18 protein-coding genes are annotated in these 15042 nt (G+C 43.5%); 12 read left to right on the forward strand and 6 right to left on the reverse strand.

Annotated elements, in window-relative coordinates:
• Nucleotides 1–41 precede the first annotated feature (41 nt).
• Nucleotides 42–917, reverse strand: a complete 876-nt coding sequence (locus AC438_RS09725) for a LysR substrate-binding domain-containing protein (protein ID WP_053981067.1) — start codon at nt 915–917, stop codon at nt 42–44.
• Nucleotides 918–1039: 122 nt separating this feature from the next.
• Between AC438_RS09725 and AC438_RS09730 the strand changes: the two genes are divergently transcribed.
• Nucleotides 1040–1813 carry a ferredoxin--NADP reductase gene (locus AC438_RS09730; protein ID WP_053981068.1) on the forward strand — a complete coding sequence of 258 codons (774 nt, stop codon included), beginning with the start codon at nt 1040–1042 and terminating at the stop codon, nt 1811–1813.
• Nucleotides 1814–1870: 57 nt separating this feature from the next.
• Complete coding sequence (trxC, locus tag AC438_RS09735; RefSeq protein ID WP_053981069.1) at nt 1871–2308, forward strand: thioredoxin TrxC; 438 nt, start codon at nt 1871–1873, stop codon at nt 2306–2308.
• 39 nt (nt 2309–2347) lie between these two features.
• Here the strand turns inward: trxC and AC438_RS09740 are convergent, their stop codons facing one another.
• From AC438_RS09740 to tpx, 3 genes are all read right to left on the reverse strand, one after another.
• Nucleotides 2348–2905, reverse strand: a complete 558-nt coding sequence (locus tag AC438_RS09740; protein ID WP_082354077.1) for a TIGR00645 family protein — start codon at nt 2903–2905, stop codon at nt 2348–2350.
• Between the two features lie 32 nt (nt 2906–2937).
• Entirely contained in the window at nt 2938–3864 is a 927-nt protein-coding gene (locus AC438_RS09745; protein ID WP_053981070.1) for a lysophospholipid acyltransferase family protein, read from the reverse strand.
• Nucleotides 3865–4085: 221 nt separating this feature from the next.
• Nucleotides 4086–4580, reverse strand: a complete 495-nt coding sequence (gene tpx, locus AC438_RS09750) for a thiol peroxidase (protein WP_053981071.1) — start codon at nt 4578–4580, stop codon at nt 4086–4088.
• Between the two features lie 657 nt (nt 4581–5237).
• Here tpx and AC438_RS09755 point away from each other — a divergent pair.
• The 3 genes from AC438_RS09755 to AC438_RS09765 all read left to right on the forward strand — a co-directional run bounded on the left by AC438_RS09755 (nt 5238) and on the right by AC438_RS09765 (nt 7607).
• Nucleotides 5238–5921 carry a metal-dependent hydrolase gene (locus tag AC438_RS09755; RefSeq protein WP_053981072.1) on the forward strand — a complete coding sequence of 228 codons (684 nt, stop codon included), beginning with the start codon at nt 5238–5240 and terminating at the stop codon, nt 5919–5921.
• A gap of 97 nt (nt 5922–6018) precedes the next feature.
• Nucleotides 6019–6870 carry a CvfB family protein gene (locus AC438_RS09760; protein WP_053981073.1) on the forward strand — a complete coding sequence of 284 codons (852 nt, stop codon included), beginning with the start codon at nt 6019–6021 and terminating at the stop codon, nt 6868–6870.
• Between the two features lie 278 nt (nt 6871–7148).
• Nucleotides 7149–7607, forward strand: coding sequence for a hypothetical protein (locus AC438_RS09765; protein ID WP_156317056.1), 459 nt, complete (start codon nt 7149–7151; stop codon nt 7605–7607).
• Between the two features lie 385 nt (nt 7608–7992).
• Here AC438_RS09765 and AC438_RS09770 read toward each other — a convergent pair whose 3' ends face one another.
• Nucleotides 7993–8964, reverse strand: a complete 972-nt coding sequence (locus AC438_RS09770; protein ID WP_053981075.1) for a glutathione S-transferase family protein — start codon at nt 8962–8964, stop codon at nt 7993–7995.
• 264 nt (nt 8965–9228) lie between these two features.
• On the opposite strand from AC438_RS09770, the gene AC438_RS09775 reads away from it, so the two are divergent.
• The 3 genes from AC438_RS09775 (at nt 9229) to AC438_RS09785 (ending at nt 11123) form a co-directional block, all read left to right on the forward strand.
• Nucleotides 9229–9750: an NADPH-dependent FMN reductase gene (locus AC438_RS09775; protein WP_053981076.1), complete on the forward strand. Its 522-nt coding sequence runs from the start codon at nt 9229–9231 to the stop codon at nt 9748–9750.
• Nucleotides 9751–9798: 48 nt separating this feature from the next.
• On the forward strand, nt 9799–10383 hold the full coding sequence (locus tag AC438_RS09780) for a cytochrome b (protein WP_053981107.1): 585 nt from the start codon (nt 9799–9801) through the stop codon (nt 10381–10383).
• Between the two features lie 95 nt (nt 10384–10478).
• Nucleotides 10479–11123 carry a YceI family protein gene (locus tag AC438_RS09785; protein WP_082354078.1) on the forward strand — a complete coding sequence of 215 codons (645 nt, stop codon included), beginning with the start codon at nt 10479–10481 and terminating at the stop codon, nt 11121–11123.
• 118 nt (nt 11124–11241) lie between these two features.
• Here AC438_RS09785 and AC438_RS09790 read toward each other — a convergent pair whose 3' ends face one another.
• Nucleotides 11242–11616: a PaaI family thioesterase gene (locus AC438_RS09790; protein ID WP_053981077.1), complete on the reverse strand. Its 375-nt coding sequence runs from the start codon at nt 11614–11616 to the stop codon at nt 11242–11244.
• Between the two features lie 218 nt (nt 11617–11834).
• Here AC438_RS09790 and AC438_RS09795 point away from each other — a divergent pair, with 218 nt between their 5' ends.
• From AC438_RS09795 to AC438_RS17430, 4 genes are all read left to right on the forward strand, one after another.
• Nucleotides 11835–12422 carry a TetR/AcrR family transcriptional regulator gene (locus tag AC438_RS09795; RefSeq protein WP_053981078.1) on the forward strand — a complete coding sequence of 196 codons (588 nt, stop codon included), beginning with the start codon at nt 11835–11837 and terminating at the stop codon, nt 12420–12422.
• Between the two features lie 247 nt (nt 12423–12669).
• Nucleotides 12670–13791 (forward strand): lipid A deacylase LpxR family protein, encoded by a 1122-nt coding sequence (locus AC438_RS09800; protein ID WP_082354079.1) that lies wholly within the window; start codon nt 12670–12672, stop codon nt 13789–13791.
• Between the two features lie 119 nt (nt 13792–13910).
• Nucleotides 13911–14753 (forward strand): zinc-dependent peptidase, encoded by an 843-nt coding sequence (locus AC438_RS09805; protein ID WP_053981080.1) that lies wholly within the window; start codon nt 13911–13913, stop codon nt 14751–14753.
• Between the two features lie 43 nt (nt 14754–14796).
• Nucleotides 14797–15030, forward strand: coding sequence for a cysteine-rich CWC family protein (locus tag AC438_RS17430; protein ID WP_053981081.1), 234 nt, complete (start codon nt 14797–14799; stop codon nt 15028–15030).
• Nucleotides 15031–15042 lie beyond the last annotated feature (12 nt).

Raw genomic sequence — 15042 nt, forward strand, 5'->3', positions numbered from 1 at the left:
GGTTTTGAGTATTGGGCGCGAGTTAACTGTCAAGAAACACATCACCCAACCCCACACATCTCCAGCCATTGCTTTATTCCCATACTTTGATATTTGTGTTTATGGACCACGACATACAACCGGCGTGAAAAGTTGCGGTGTTTTACGTTGAGCGGTACGAGAGTTTTATGATGGAATGCCTCTTCTAATGAAATTTTAGATAAACAGGCAATACCTAAGCCCCCTTTGACCGCGCGTTTAATGGCTTCGGTATGCTGTAGTTCTAATAGGATATTGAGGTTGGGCAGTAAGCCTTGCATGGCGCGTTCGAAGGTTTGGCGGGTGCCTGAGCCGCTTTCGCGTAATATCCATTGTGCATGAATTAGGTCGTTATCGGTGATGTTTTTTTTGTGTGCTAAAGCGTGGTTGGGGCTACTAAAGCAACACAGTTCATCGTGTTGCCATGGAATAATGTGTAAATCGGGATGGTTTATTTCACCTTCTATCAAACCAATATCCAGCTCAAAGCTTAATAGCTTACTGGCAATATGCTGAGTGTTGGCGACTTGTAATGTGGCGCTGCCTTGGTATTGCGCCATAAATTGTTGGATTAAGGGTACGGCCAAGTAGTTGCCAATAGTGAGAGTGGCACCAAGCTTTACATGGGCGGCCTCTTTGTGGCTAATAAATTCACGCTCTAGCTCTGTTGCGCGATCTAATAATGCCTCGGCTTGTGGGCGCAAACGCGCACCTAAGCTGTTGAGCGATAATTTTTTGCCTATACGCTCAAATAGCTGGGCATCATATTGCCGCTCTAAGTCTTTAAGCGCGCCACTGCATGCCGATTGCGACATTGCTAAAGCTTCTGCTGCGCGGCTTACGTTTTGGTGCTTGGCAATGGTAGTAAAGACTTGAAGTTGGCGCAGTGTGAAGTGCATAAGGCTCCCCATTATTGGTTTTACCAATAACTATAACCGGAATATCCCGCTTTACCACTAACAAAAACACCTTTAATCTAACGCTATTGAATATCTCTTATTGACGAAGGCCGAGGCCTATTATGACTAAATTATTAACTGAAACTGTGACCGAAGTACACCACTGGAACGATACGCTGTTTAGCTTTAGCACCACGCGTCAGCAAGATTTTCGCTTTAGAAATGGGCATTTTACAATGATTGGTTTGCCGCAAGAAAACGGCCGGCCACTGTTGCGCGCTTATTCTATTGCTAGCGCTAACTATGAAGATAAGCTTGAATTTTTTAGCATCAAAGTGCCCGATGGCCCGCTAACCTCGCAGTTGCAAAAAATTAAGCCTGGCGATGAGATATTTGTGAATAGTAAGTCGACCGGGACTTTGGTGACAGATCACTTATTGCCGGGTAAGCATTTGTATTTATTGGCCACAGGCACGGGCTTAGCACCTTTTCTGAGTATCATTAAGGACCCTGAGGTGTATGAGCAATACGATAAAATTATACTGACCCATGGCGTGCGCTATGTCGATGAGCTGGCTTATGCCGATTTTATTACTGATGAGTTGCCAAACAATGAATTTTTTGGTGATGAGGTTAAGCAAAAATTATTGTATTACCCCACCGTGACGCGTGAGCACTACAAAAATCAAGGCCGCCTAACCGATTTATTAACCACAGGAGCCTTAGAAAAAAACCTAGGTTTACCCCCGATTAATACCGAGAATGATCGCTTTATGTTGTGCGGTAGCCCTAGTATGCTAAAAGACTTTTGCGGCATTTTGGATGAGCGCGGCTTTAAAGAGGTACGCCACGGCGATGCGGGTCATTATGTCATTGAGCGGGCTTTTGTTGAGTAAGCGTGCTTAATAAGCGCGTAGCCTCTGATAAAATAATGCTTTAATGAGAGGTTTACTATGGTTCAAATGACGCACGTTACCTGTGCAAAATGTAATGGCAAAAACAGAATACCCACCGACCGCTTAGATGATAAACCCAAATGTGGTAAGTGCAAGACGCCGGTTTTTAAGGGGAAGCCTATTGAGTTGTCGTCGTCTAACGTAGCGGCGGTGCTTAACCACAATGATGTACCAGTGTTGGTCGATTGTTGGGCCCCTTGGTGTGGGCCGTGCAAAACCTTTGCGCCGACTTTTGAGCAAGCGGCAGCCGAGCTGGAGCCTAAGTTGCGATTGGCTAAGCTCAATACCGAGCAAGCGCAAAGCATTGCTGGGCGCTGGAATATTCGTTCTATTCCTACATTGATTTTATTTGTGGGTGCTAAAGAAAAGGCAAGATTAGCCGGTGCTGTACCTTTGGCTCAGCTCAAGCAATGGCTGGCTCAGCAGGGTGTTTGACTTGAGTAAGCAGCCCGCGAGAGGGCTGCTTTATTCATGTTAATCAGTCGTATTGCTATGTGGTTTGGGCTTGTTTGGCATAGGAGCAATGTCAGTGGTGTGTGGCGGTTCATGACGGCCAATTTTGTCGAGGTAGCCCATCAAAAAGGCCGATACCACAAACGTTAGATGAATAATGACGTACCACTTGAGTTTTTCGCTATCTATGCTTTCTGATGCCATAAAAATCTTGAGTAAATGAATAGATGAGATAGCAACAATACTGGCAGCAATTTTGGCCTTTAATGATGATGAATCCATTTTGCCTAGCCAGCTGAGCTTTTCTTCGTCGTCGTTGATATCAATGCGGCTAACAAAGTTTTCATAGCCACTCATCATCACCATAATCAGTAACCCGCCTACCATTGCTATATCAATTAACGAGAGAATTACCAAAATCATATCGGCCTCTTTCATGGTTAATATATGTAATAGCAGGTGAAAAACCTCTTGGAAAAATTTAATACCCAAGGCAACAACAGCGAGTGTTAAGCCAAAGTAAATGGGCGCCAAAAACCAGCGTGAGCGGTATAGCAAAGTTTCAAACAGTTGTTCCATAGTACATCTCAAATTTAAACGGGTTTTACGTGCTAGGTTGAATAGGGGTTGGGTGAATCGTTTAGGCGTTTTCTAAAGCGCTTGTATTCCCACTGGTACTGCGCGGGTATGGCGCGTACACACTGCTCTATACCTTCGCTTAGCGCATTGACGGCTGTTTGCTCATCGTCACTGGTTATATGACTGGGTGCTGGGCGAATCGTAATATTAAAGCCACCTTTGACACGCTCGGCATAAACAAATAATGGTAAGCAGCCACTTTTTTGGATTAGCTTGTGTGCCAGGGTCATGGTAAAGGCATGTTGAGCCATAAACGGTGCAAATATACCTGAGTTATCCTCTTTAGGGGTTTGATCGGGTAAAATACCTGAAATTCCGCCTGTTTTTAATACCTTGAGTATTGTCATTAAACCTTTGCGGTCGGTGGGGACTAAGGTGGCGCCGCAGCGGGTGCGGTAGTCTTGTAGTATGTCGTTCATCCCTGCAGTTTTGGGTTCTTGATACATGTTCGTGACGTCACCGCAGCTGGCTAAAAAATAGTTAACGACCTCCCAATTACCAATATGCGGAGCCAGTACGAGTACACCCTGCTTGCGCTCTATAGCACTTGTTAAGTGCTCGCGGCCTTCCACGTTTAATATATGGCGACATACCCAGTCATTGCCGCGCGCCCACACTACAGCGGTTTCAAGGGCTAGCTTACCGGTCTCTTTTAGGCTGGCAGCGATTAAAGCTTGCTGCTCTTGCGGGCTTAAGTCAGGTAAACAATATGCAATATTTTGCCGGGTAGCTACTGCCATTCGGCTCTTGGATAGCAGTGAAATACGGCCTAATACAGCACCTAAGCTTCGGACCCAGCTTAAAGGTAGGTGTCCTACAAGGGTAATAGCCAAGCGAACAAAGAGTGCAGTGGCTCTGGCTTTGAGAGGTATAGCTTTTGAGTGGGAATCTGAAGACATGGAGTATGGTGCCCAGTGGTGTAAAACACCTTATGAATATAGCGGTCATTTTGCCAAAAAAAAGCATCCAACTTAAGCATTGTTTAGTCTGTAGGGCAATAACCAACCAAAACACCTATTTTACGGGTGTTTTGGCTTGTGTATACATCTAAAGCTTATGCGTATTGGGCTCGGCTGTTTATACCGGTGTGTTAAGGTTAAACAGGCGAGTGCATGAATACTTAAAGCACGGCTTTTGCCGCTTCATAATTGGGTTCTTCGGCGATCTCTGAAACGAGCTCGGCGTGTAACACACTCCCTTTTTCATCGAGTACAATGACAGCGCGAGCAGTAAGACCGGCTAGCGGGCTTTCGAGGAGCTTTAGACCAAAGTCTTCAGCAAAGCTAGAGCGGAAGGCAGAAGCTGATACAACGTTATCTAGGCCTTCAGCCCCACAAAAGCGCGCTAGCGCAAAGGGTAGATCTTGCGATATGCATAAAACAACGGTATTGGCTAAATGACTGACCTCTTCATTAAAGGTGCGTACCGATTGTGCGCAGGTGGGGGTATCAACACTGGGAAATACGTTGAGTATCACGCGCTTGCCTTGTAGCTCACTGCTACTGAGTTCGCTTAAATCGACTTTGGTGAGACTAAACATAGGGGCTTGTGAACCTACAGAAGGAAGGTCACTGTTGGTATTAACGGGGTTACCTTTAAGGGCTGTTTTGGCCATGATTATTCACCTTTTATAATAAATAACGCCAGTATTTGATAGAAGCTGGCGAAGTTAATTGATTTGTATATTGCAGGTTTTTGGCCGGCAAATACCGAGAAAAACTAGGGCTTAATGATCTTGGCAATATCGATGACTTGGCAACCTCGAAGACGGAATGCTCCAACTGTGTAAACGCTCGCCAGCGGATGGCTGTATGCGTTGTACTATGTATGCGTTGCGCTATGGGTGTTCTTGTTTATTATACGCCCTTTACATTGCTCAGAATAACATTGTTCAGAGTACGCTAATAAGGATATCACCAAGCCTTGCGGGGTTGGTGATAAAGATACTGCCGTTATTACACTGGTGCTGAATTCGCCGCATTCAAGCCCCTGATGACTTTGATGGCCTTATAATTTGTTTTGGTCATAGAGTGCGGGTGCTATCGCAGAGTATTTTGAGCTACTGCGGATGGGGTATTTTTGATATAGCCTCTAAGGGATATAAGCCTGAGTCAGTGATTGCAATACATTCGGGATAACAATACATTCGGAACACCCTAAGTGTCTATATTGCCAGTGTCTTTTTGTATCGTTATGGGCCTGTAGATTAAGGTAATGGCTTTAAAATACCTGTACACTTAGCCATGTATTTTATGGCTACCTAGAGGTAATAATGGCCAATTTCAAAACTCATATCCAGTTTGCGACTGTTGGGAGCGGTTTGGCGAGTACGGCTTTACTAGCGACTCAGACACTCAGTTTTAAAGAGGCTTTTATGTGCTGGCTAGCTGGCACTATTGGCGGCATTTTGCCCGATATCGACTCCGATAATTCGTACAGTTTAGGTATATTATTTGGTATTTTAACGTTACTCGCGTGTGCTAGCACGATTGCTTATAGCGTGTACAAAATTCCCATTGTATGGGTATGGGGGCTGTGTTTTTTGGTGTATTGCGCCATGCAATTTGTTGTGCGTAACCTATTCAAACACTTTACAATACACCGCGGTGTTTGCCATTCATTATTAGCTGGCATTGCTGCTGGCCTTTTATTAACCTGGGCGAGCTATAAACTAGGCTATACGGCCACCACGAGTTGGTTTTTAGGCGCTTTTTTAAGTTTTGGCTTTCTATTGCATTTACTATTGGATGAAATCTATTCGGTAGATTTTATGAACGTCTCAGTTAAGCGCTCGTTTGGTACAGCGATTAAATTATTTGATTACAATAATATCAAAACGGCACTGGCATTAGCGATAGTGATTGCTGTACTAGCAATGGATGCACCGCCTTACCATACTTTTATCGCTAAAATATTTAATCCACAAATCTATGTCCAGTTAATCAGTATGGATTAGCGATGAATTGTTTGCATTAGCTATACGATGCTAAACGGTTTATGTCGTTGCGTTACATAATGTTTGGGACTACATTCATAAAATTTGAGAACTTTGTATGATCACTATTGGCCAGCATCACACACTTCGCGTCACCAAAATAACACCCTTTGGCGCCTTTTTTGATGCCGATGATTTAGGTGAGGTACTCATGCCCAATAAGCATGGCGCTAAAGGGCTGGCGGTTGGTGATACGCAGGCGGTTTTTATCTATTTAGATTCTGATGATCGCCCTATTTGCACATTACAAAAGCCTAAAATACGTGTAGGTGAATTTGCATTGCTAAGGGTTATTGACAGCAATAGTGTGGGTGCTTTTTTAGATTGGGGTTTAGATAAAGATTTGTTGGTTCCTTTTGCTGAGCAGCATAGACCGATGGAAGTAGGTCGCTCATATTTGGTGCGTGCCTATATCGATCATACCGATGGTCGTATTGTGGCCTCCTCTAAAGTGGATAAGTTTGTAGAGGAAGATAAGCCGCATGGTTATAGCGTTAAGCAGGCAGTGAATTTAATTGTCGCCAATACAACCGATTTAGGCTTTAAGGCGATTATTAATCATCATCACTGGGGCGTTTTGTATAAAGAAGAGGTTTTTCAGCGATTAAGTTTTGGTCAAGCCATTAAGGGATACATTAAATTCATTCGCCCTGACGGTAAAATAGATTTAACACTACAAGGCGGCCAAGAAACACGCGATAAATACACTCACATTATTCTCAATTATTTAAAGCGGCACAATGGTTATGCGCCTGTACATGACAAGTCAGATCCTGAGCAAATTAGCTTAATGTTTAAAATGAGTAAAAAAGCATTTAAAAAAACCATCGGGGGGTTGTACAAGCAAAAAATAATTCGTATTGAAAATGACGGTATTTATTTGCTTGACCGTACCGAGCCTAAGGCCTAGATCGTTAATCTCTTGTGAAAGGGGAGCTTTTAGCTCCCCTTTTGGTTTTATAAGGCAGTATATTTTTGGCGTCAAAGTGTTTAATATGGCGATGACCTTACTGTGACGCAGTAGATGCTATAAAGGGTTGACTCCTGCGTCAATATGCCATACCTGTATGGGATTTTGCTGTTGCAGGGAGGTCCTAAAATAGCTGGTTAATCAAAAAGCGCATACGTTGCGCTTAACTTTAATCAAAGGGCCGCTATTCATTTAACGCTATAAAAAGGATGAATTTTGTGATGAAATTTTTTTTACGAATGATGACTTTAAGCTTACTGTCTTGTCATGCTCTCTCAGCTGAGCTTAGTACGCCTGAAGCGCTGTTCAAACGATTTGTTGAATTGGGTGAAAATTTTGACCCAGCAGTGGCGAACCTCTACGCCGACGATGCAAAAATAGTTTTTTTTAGGCAACACCCTCATGGCTTAGAGCGTCAAATGGCAGTATCGGGTTATGAGTGGAAAAGCTTAATATCAAAAATAATGCCAGTCGCAAAATTGACTCAAGATATTAGCCGCTATCAAGAAGTTGAAGTGATAGCCCAAGATAATGCGTTTAAGATTAAAGCCAATCGTTATGTTGAGCGTAAATGCTACTGGGATGCCGGATATTATATGATGGTAAAAAAGTCTCCTTCTGGTCAGTGGCTAATTATTGAAGAATACACACAGACGCAGCCTACTTCTCAATGTTGATTTGTTGCTGCATTGACATCTAATTGTTACCTCGAACGCCTAGTGCAGTTTTAGGGGGTAGATAATAATAGCTTGCCCAAGCGTAGAGTTCTATTGTCTCTGGGAGGTGCTCGAAGGGATGTATGACCGAGCATGTGATGCTTTGAGCAACGCAGTCGAGGAAGCAGAAAACGTCACTATTCAGCTAAGTTGAAAAAATTCACCTGATAGGATATTTTCTGGCTATATAAGCGCCGGGAGCGCTTATATAGCGTCTACGGATGGCTTGAGCGGTCCAGTAAATGATTCATTGGCGCGCGATTTCCTGACCTCTGACCCGATCTCTGGACCTCTGAATAGTTACAATAAAACAAGTATTATTGGCTAATGTATTTCTGTCTCGTCCTTAGTTGATCTGGCCCGCTCTATTGTGGGCTTGCGTATAATCAATCAACGGCCCTTCGGGCACAATGTGCGTTGGATTAATGTGGCTATGGCTAAAGTAATAATGGGTTTTGATATGGTCAAAATTGACCGTACCGGCTATGCCTGGGTACTGATACAACTCACGAACGTAATGGGTAAGGTTAGGATAGCTTTCTATTGATCGTTTGTTAGTTTTAAAGTGACCAAAATAAACGCTATCAAAACGAATCAGCGTAGTAAATAGTCGCCAGTCGGCTTCGGTAATTTGCTGGCCAGCTAAGTAACGCTGATTTGCTAGAAGGCTTTCAATGTAATCAAGCGCCTCAAAAACTTGATGGTAGGCTTGGCTATAGGCAGCCTGCGTGGTGGCAAAACCTGCGCGATAAACACCATTGTTAATATTGTTATAGACCAAGGTATTTATACGATTGATACTAGGCTGTAGTGCCTTTGGATAGTAATCATCGTAGTTACCTGTTACATCATTGAAGGCGCTATTAAGCATGCGAATAATTTCGGATGATTCATTACTAACAATTGTTTGTTGCTGCTTGTCCCATAAAATAGGAACAGTGACGCGGCCGGTATAATCGACTTTGGCGGCAGTATAGACCTGATGGCAATAGTGTAAGTTGGGTAGGGGGTTATCTTTTGAAACCTCAGAAAAAACCCAGCCATGCTCTAGCATTTTAGGGTCAACCACGGTAACGCCGATGTGTTTTTGCAGTTGCTTGAGTTCGCGGAAAATAAGCGTGCGATGTGCCCAAGGGCAGGCCAGTGATACAAACAGGTGATATCGTCCTGACTCTGCTTTAAAGCCGGCGGCGCCTGTTGGCCCGGCTTCCCCTGTTGCGCTTACCCAATGCCGAAATATGGCATCTTCTCGTTCAAACGCACCGTGTTTGCTCTCATACCATTTGTCTTGCCATTGCCCGTTAACCAGTAAGCCCATAGTGCACCTATTATTGATGTTAATCTATTGTGGATGTTTGAATGTAGGTAGCCATTATAAAAAGCTTGAGTGAGCTGAAAGGTTTAAATTTTTGATACGTTTGAGCAAAAATATTGACCATTTGGATGAATCTTTAGGGGCATAATATGGTCAACAACACAATTCCATGATCCATAGTCACAGTAGACTAGTCAAGGGTTAGGTAATGTTCACTGGGTGTACGCAGCCCGCAACCCAACTTCCTCTTCACAGATAAGGTTTATTATGAAAGTCATTGCATTTGCTGCCAGCTCTAGTCAGCAGTCTATTAATAAGCAGCTAGCCACCTATGCCGCCGGTTTAGTGTCGAATGCTGAGGTAGAGGTGTTGGATCTCAACGATTATGAGCTGCCGCTGTTTAGTGTAGAGCGTGAAGCGGCTTTGGGTCAGCCTGATTTGGCCAAGGCTTTTTCGCAAAAATTGGCAAGTGCCGATGCGATTATTGTCTCTTATGCCGAGCATAACGGAACTTACACGGCAGCGTATAAAAATTTATTTGACTGGGTGTCACGCATTGATCGTGCGGTGTTTCATAATAAGCCTACGGTGCTATTAGCGACGTCGCCAGGCCCTGGCGGCGCTAAAAATGTATTGGCTCAAGCGTTGGCATCAGCGACTTACTTTGCGGCTGATGTGAAAGCGAGTGTGAGTGTTGCGTCATTTTTTGATCACTTTGATGCAGCCACTCAAACAGTCACGAATAAAGATATCGCTTTACAGATTCAGCAAGCCGTTAGCCATTTTTAATATGTGCGTTATAGTTTGCAGGTTAATTTTAAATATTGGAGTGCTGCCGTGCTAAACAATCAACCCCAGCCAAGCCATAAAGCTCAACTAAAAAACAGCACAACGCACTACGGCTGGTTGAGTCGCACTATTCATTGGCTGAGTGCGTTAGCCGTTATTGGGCTCTTTGTGGTAGGAGTGTGGATGGTTGAGTTGGACTATTATCATGAGTGGTACAAAACCGCCCCCGATTTACATCGCAGCTTTGGTGTTATGTTAATGCTACTCACACTAGTGCGTATGAGTTGGTACGCAGTGTCAGCTAAGCCTTTGGCGCTAGCTCAGCATTCGCGTCAAGAAAAGGTTATGGCGAAAGTAGTACATCACGCTATGCTACTTGTATTATTTGTAATGTTTGTGAGTGGTTATCTTATTACAACTGCCCAGGGGGATCCGCTGTATGTTTTTAATGTGTTAGCGATTCCTGCTACGCTGAGTGGCATTACCAATCTTGAAGACTATGCAGGTGAAGTACATGCTATTGCAGGTTTTAGTCTTATTGGTTTAGCGAGTGTGCATGCGCTAGGTGCCCTTAAGCATCATTTTTATGATAAAGATGATACGCTAAAACGAATGCTGGGCACCAATCGATAAAATATGATTTTGTAATAAATAGGTAAAACGTGTTGTAACTAATTATCGCTTTGGCTAAATAGTTACTGATTTTTTAATTATACTGAGGAGACGTTATGTTTAATTTTTTAAATAATAATCAAGTATCAACGCTAGCTAAAAAGAGCAATAACAAAGTCAAAGCTGTCGCGGCTTCATTGGCATTCGCGGTAGCTACCAGTGCAATAATGCCTAGTGCACTCGCGGATGACTATGTGATTGATACAAAAGGTGCGCATGCCTTTGTACAATTTAGGATTAAGCATTTAGGTTATAGCTGGTTGTATGGCCGCTTTAATGAGTTTGGTGGTGAATTTACTTATGATGCTAAAGATCCCACTAAAAATAAAGTCACTGTAGATATTAATGTTGCCAGTATCGATAGTATGCATGCTGAGCGCGATAAGCACTTACGTGGCAAAAAGTTTTTAGATACTGGTACCTTCCCCAGTGCTAAATTTGTAAGTACGAGCTATAAACCAACAGGCGAAAAAACAGCCGATTTAAGCGGTAACTTAACCTTACACGGTGTAACCAAGCCAATTACAATTGCTGTTGAGCATATTGGCGGTGGTAGTGACCCTTGGGGTGGATATCGTCATGGCTTTGAAGGCAGTATTACTATTAAACCTCAAGATTTTGGTATGGACTTAACGAAAAGCTTAGGTGCTTCGGCTTCTGAGGTTGAGTTATTTTTATCGGTAGAAGGTATTCGAAAATAGCGTAGTATTAATGCGTTATGTAAAAGCCGCACACCATATGATGTGCGGCTTTTACAATAATCTTCAGCGCTTTTCAATGTGCGCAGTCCAAGCCTTGCTTTGCGTGCGATATTATGGGCTATTGTGTCAACACATGATTGGTGGTGACATCGGCAATAATATTTTGTTTTTCATCGGTGACAACCGTGTGTACAACACTCACGGTACGGCCTTTCTTTACGTAGGTAGAAGTGGCAAAAAAGTTGCCGCTTTTGGCGTTTCCAATAAGATTGGCGTTGATGTTTATCGCTAGTGGAAAGCCCTTCATTCCCTCTTGGGGATTGCTATTTTCAAGTAGTAGAACCGACGCAGTGACATCGGCAAACCAGATGATAGCGCCTGCGTTAACAATACCAAAAGGGTTGAGGATGCCCTTTTCTACGGGCATCTTTGAGGTGACTTCGTCGTTACTTTGACTGAGGAGGGTGAAGCGAATAGTGCCTTGGTAGTCCATGAGGGCGCCTTAATTAAATAGTGATGAGCTAATTTTATATGCCACCTAGCTGGCAGTGAGTAACCAGTATATTATTATTTGTGATGTGCGTGCACATAAAGGCAATAATAGCAGTTGCAATTTAAGACGACCGGTCATATTATAGTGGGTATATAAAAGCCAACACTGTCGCTAAAATAGCCAGTGAAGGCTCAACGCGATAGCGAGAGGGCTATACGATGAATAAGCGTGAAGATAAAAAAGAAGCCATATTATTGGCCGGCATGGAGGTTATGAAAGCAACAGGCTATAACGGCACTAGCGTAAAACATATTGTTGATGCTGCGGGCGTGCCTAAAGGTTCTTTTTATAATTATTTTGAGAGTAAAGAGCAATTTGCCATAGAGGCGATTGAGTATGCCAGTGCTGAAGAGCGTGAGCATGCCGCGATGATTTTAGAAGATACTAGCCTCTTGCCAACAGAGCGCTTGACCCATTTTTTTAACGGCAATTTAGATTGCGCAACAGATAATGAATTTAAGCAGGGTTGTTTTTTGGGTAACATGTGCCAAGAAATGGCCGATGCTTCTGATGATATAAGAGTGGCGCTGGACTTAGCGCTTAACCGCCTAACTGCTATGCTAGCCGAGGCTATTAAGGCAGGTCAGCAAGACGGCACAATTAATGCGTTGCATGATGCCAACACAATGGCTGAGTTCTTGTTTAATGGCTGGGAAGGCGCTTTAATGCGCGCAAAAGCGGCGCAATCCTGTAAGCCTTTGCAGGCATTTTTGGTGATGCAAGCTGCGGTATTGGCTTGCTCATAGGTGTATATAGTGGGTCTGCAGCCCAGTCAGTGCTCATAGCGCTATGCTTAGGTGCCTCTGGTTTCGCTGCAAGCTGCAAATAATTACGATGGACAAGGTTACAAGTAATACGCATTCGATGAGTGACATAAGATGATAGCTAAAGTCACCACTATTCTATGCCATATTTTTTAAAGACGACTGGTCATTTTTTACGTAATAAATAAAGACGACTGGTCATATTTTAAATCAACAGTAATGGATGTAAATGATGTACTTTTCAACCCCTCACTCAACCGCCAACGTTACTCCTACAGCGGCATCGGTCATTATTGCGCGTCTAGTGCTTGCGGCTATGTTGTTTATGTGGGTAGTGTTAAGTCATACCGCGCAAGCGCAAGAGGCAAGAATCGCAACACCAGAAGCCTTGCCAACTCAAATGCCGACTGATACTGCGCGTTGGGGGTTTACGTATGAGAACGATTTATTTGTCCCTATTGGACGCGACCAAGATTATACCTATGGCTTGAGTTTTAGTTACGCCAAACCCAGTTTGTTAAAGCGCAATAGTCATACCCCGTTGGCTTGGTTTAATCGTCAGGTAGGTTTAGACGGTGCTAATAAAAAAGGCGATTGTGGTGGTGTTGAATTTGGTTTGTATGGTTTTACGCCCGAAAATATTACCCAGAGCGCACCCAACCACGATGACCGGCCTTTTGCGAGCTTGGTTTATATGAGTACGAATATGCAAAAAATGAGCGCCGATGGTCGCGGATTATTGCGTACACAGTTGACTTACGGCATTTTAGGTTTACAAGCGGTGGGCCAAGTGCAGCGTACAACCCACGATATCTTAAATGGCGATACGCCTGGGGGCTGGGATCATCAAATATCTTCGGGTGGTGAGCCTACGTTACGTTACTTAGTATCACGCCAGCGCTTGTTAAAGGTAGGCACTCCCAATACTGAATTTCGTCAAACTCAAACCGCATCGGTAGGTTATATCACCGAGGCGAGCTGGGGCTTAAGTTTTAGAACAGGCAAAATCAATTCGCAATGGCAAACCTTTAGTCCCGAAATTGCGAGCTACGCCGAATCATCAGCCAGCATTAATCGCAGCCATAGCGAATGGTTTTTTTGGGGCGGCGCCACGGTTAAGGCACGTGCTTACAACGTCTTTTTGCAAGGGCAATTTAGAGACTCTGTTGTGACTTATGGCGGGAGTGAATTGCACCATGTGATTGTTGAGGGTTGGCTAGGCTTTACAAAAGCTTTTGCCAGTGGCTATTACGTCAGTTACAGTGTGCGCGGTCATAGTTCAGAGGTGAAAGACGGCAACGGTGATCGTGCGGTAGTGTGGGGCGGTTTATTAGTGGGTAAGCGCGTATAGGCTGTACTTAATATTTTATACTGGGTTTAAGGGTGTGATAAGCGATATGCTCACTAAGATGTGGCGTTATTATGTGAACCCTAATAGCGCAAAACCGGTATCAATAGTGCGGTAGACGTATGTGGCGAAGCCTTTGGCAAAAAATAGCGAGCTTTTTAGGGCTATCTAGCAAGCCTATCACAATGCAATGGCACAGTGATTGGAGTGATTATTTACACAATAATGTTGACTTTTATCGTACTTTAAAAGACTGTGATAAAAAAATATTTGAGCACCGTGTGTTGCTGTTTTTGCAAACGATCCGCGTTGAAGGTGGCGGTTTGACCGTCACCAATGAAGATTGTTTATTGGTGGCGGCGAGTGCCATTATCCCCGTATGGGCTTATCCCAAATGGCATTATTTTAATTTAGTTTCGGTCTATTTATTACCGCAGGCTTTTAATGCTAATTTAGAGTTTAATCAGCCAGATTCTTGTATTACAGGTATGGTAGGTACTGGCGTTATGGCGGGTAAATTAGTGCTTAGCCGGCCCGATTTACACGCCGGTTTTGCCAATGCCCAAGATAAACAAAATGTAGGCATTCACGAATTTGTACACCTTATTGATATGGCCGATGGTGAATGTGATGGCTTCCCCGAGCGCTTAAAAGCGCATGCGTTTTCGATTCCTTGGTTTGAGCTGGTCAAAATTAAAGTAGAAGAAATAATACAAGGTACAAGCAATATTCCCGATTATGGGGCGACCAATCGAGCAGAATTTTTTGCTGTTGCCTCTGAGTATTTTTTTGAGCGACCTAAGCTCCTTAAAGAAAAGCACCCGCAAGTATATGCCGCACTATCTGCATTTTATGCACAAGATACTGCTGCTATTGAGCAGGCTATAAAACCCTATAAAAATGCTCCATGCCTGTGTGGTAGCGGCAGAAAATATAAACGTTGCTGCATGAGTACTGATCAATAATACTCCCTCTATCAGCAGCTATTGCAAAAGTATAAGCCCTCGCATGAAAATCACATCAGTACCATCAAAAACGCCTAGTCAGTGCCCATTATGCGGCAATAATAATCATTGCGCCCAAATGACCGAAGTTGCTTGCGGTAAAAATGATGCAAGTTGCTGGTGTTTTAACCCTGAGTTAAAATTCTCAACCGCTTTATTATTGCAAGTGCCTAATGCTAATGATTTTGGCCAGCCGCAGGCTTGCATTTGTGAGGTATGCGTAAAAAAGAGTTGCTAGCTCTTTTTATAT

It is taken from the genome of Marinagarivorans algicola (assembly GCF_001292705.1).
GTDB lineage: Bacteria > Pseudomonadota > Gammaproteobacteria > Pseudomonadales > Cellvibrionaceae > Marinagarivorans > Marinagarivorans algicola.